General features: G+C 35.7%; 3 protein-coding genes. All 3 read left to right on the top strand.

Translation table 11 applies throughout. The annotated features are described in order from the left end of the window. On the top strand, window positions 1–405 hold a 405-nt coding region (locus QVO42_RS06210; protein WP_288163948.1), incomplete at its 5' end, for a PTS sugar transporter subunit IIB. A 19-nt stretch (window positions 406–424) separates the two neighbouring features. Continuing rightward, window positions 425–1,225 (top strand): PTS mannose/fructose/sorbose/N-acetylgalactosamine transporter subunit IIC, encoded by an 801-nt coding sequence (locus QVO42_RS06205; RefSeq protein ID WP_022425285.1) that lies wholly within the window; start codon window positions 425–427, stop codon window positions 1,223–1,225. Then, the gene (locus QVO42_RS06200; RefSeq protein ID WP_022425284.1) at window positions 1,222–2,046 is read left to right on the top strand and encodes a PTS system mannose/fructose/sorbose family transporter subunit IID; all 825 of its coding nucleotides are present in this window, start codon (window positions 1,222–1,224) and stop codon (window positions 2,044–2,046) included. The genes QVO42_RS06205 and QVO42_RS06200 overlap by 4 nt, the downstream gene beginning before the upstream one ends. Window positions 2,047–2,190: the final 144 nt, after the last annotated feature.

Below are 2,190 nucleotides of genomic sequence, written 5' to 3'. Positions count from 1 at the left end.
GGTTTAGTTGTTGCAAGTGATGAAGCAGCATCAAACGAATTACAGAAGATGTCATTAAAGATGGCAGTGCCAGAAGGTATTAAATGTATTATTAAATCAGTAGAAGGCGTTTCATCAATCTTAGATGATCCTAGATCAGAAAAGATGCGCTTAATGGTTCTTGTGCCAACAGTACGTGATGCTGTTACTTTATGTAAGAAATACAAGAATATTGAAATGGTTAACGTAGGTAATGCTGGAAAGATGACTTCAGGAGAAAAAATTACTTTAACTAAGGAAGTTATGCTTACTAAGGAAGAATTAGACGCATTAAAAGAATTAGTTGAATTATATCCAGATACATTCTTCCAGGGTACACCTTCAATGGAAAAGAAGCTTGCTACAAACGTATTAAAAAATTTATAAGAGATAGGAGAGAGTTATTATGTTAAACGCATTTTTCGTCGCATTGGCAGTATTCGTAGGCGTTGGAGGACACGAATTATTCGGTATGGTCATGTTAAGTAGACCAATCGTTGTTGCACCTCTTACTGGTTTATTGCTAGGAGATGTTCAGACAGGTTTATTAGTTGGAGCATCTTTAGAATCAATCTTTATGGGAGTTGTCAATGTAGGTATTTCAAGTACTGCTGAGCCAGCTCTAGCTGCAGGTCTTGCTACAGCCTTCACAATTCAGATGGGTGGAAATGTTGGTACTATTATTCCAATCGTATTCCCACTTGCTGTATTAGGTCTTCAGTTCATGAACTTTATTTTCTCATTCGTTATTGGTCCATTCGCACCAAAATTTGAACAGCTAGCTTTAGAAGGTAAAGATAAATCAATCACAGCCCTTCACTTTGGTTTATGGGTATTACACTATGGTTTATATGCTTTAATTCCATTCTTTGCTGTATGGTTAGGATCTGATGTTGTACAGACAATCTTACAGTCAATCCCTAAGGTTATTATGAATGGTTTAACAGTTGCAGGTAACATGCTTCCTGCTGTAGGTATGGCTATGTTATTACAGATGCTATGGGATAAGAAAATAGGTATTTACTTTATTTTTGGATTTGTTGCAGTGGCTTATTTAAAATTACCATTAATCGCAATCGCAGTATTAGGTGTCGTTATCGCATTTGTAACAGCACAGCGTGATATGCAGTTAAAAGATATGATGGCTAAACCAGCTGTCGTAAATACTACAGCTAATGACAGTGAAGAGGAGGACTTTTTCGCATGAAACTAATGAATAACATTGATAAAGAAGAAAAGAAATTAATCAGAAAGATGTTCTGGAGATCAGGTGCTATGTATGCATCTGTTAACCCAGTTACTATGGGTGGTGCAGGTTTCTGTTATGCTATGATTCCATTCATCAACCATTTCTATAAGAATGATGAAAAGAAAAGACGTGAAGCTCTTGCAAGACATGTCTCTTACTTCAGTACTACAGTACCTCTTGCATCATTTGTAATGGGTATTGCTGGTTCAATGGAAAAAGAAAACAGTGAAAAACCAGACTTTGATGCTAATGCAATTGGTTCTATTAAAACAAGTTTAATGGGTCCTTTAGCTGGTATTGGTGACTCATTATTCTGGGGTGTATGGAGAGTAGTTTGTGCAGGTCTTGCTATTGGTTTTGCTAATGCTGGTAACATCCTTGCTCCAATTATCTTCTTAGTATTATTTAACGTACCAAACTTCCTATGCAGATACTATGGTGCATGTTTAGGATACTCTTTAGGTGCTAAGTATATTGAAAAATTATATGCTAATGGCATGATTGAAATCCTTACAAAGGCAGCTGGTATTGTTGGTTTAATCATGGTAGGTGCTATGACAAGCAATACTGTTATCTTTAAAACAGTTCTTGAATTCAAGATGAAGGGACAGTCTTTAATGAATGTTCAATCAGCTCTTGATAGTATCTTTAAAGGTATCGTTCCATTATTAATGACATTTGGCTGCTATAAGCTATTAAACAAGAAAGTCAACGTTATCGCTATTATCTTTGGTATCGTTGCATTAGGAATCGTTTTATCACTATTAGGTATTTGCTAATAAATACCGCAGGAGGTCGCTTTGAATACAATGAAATGCAATCCATTCTATATGCTAAGAATCAAGAATGGAATCTATAGTACAGACAACACAATCAGTTATTATCGCAATAAGCTTCCAGATGATACATTCTCATTTGATTCG

This window comes from Catenibacterium sp. CAG:290 (assembly GCF_000437715.1).
GTDB lineage: Bacteria > Bacillota_I > Bacilli_A > Erysipelotrichales > Coprobacillaceae > Catenibacterium > Catenibacterium mitsuoka_A.
The sequence above is the reverse complement of the archived record's forward strand: the minus strand, read 5'-3'. Positions and strand labels throughout refer to the sequence as shown.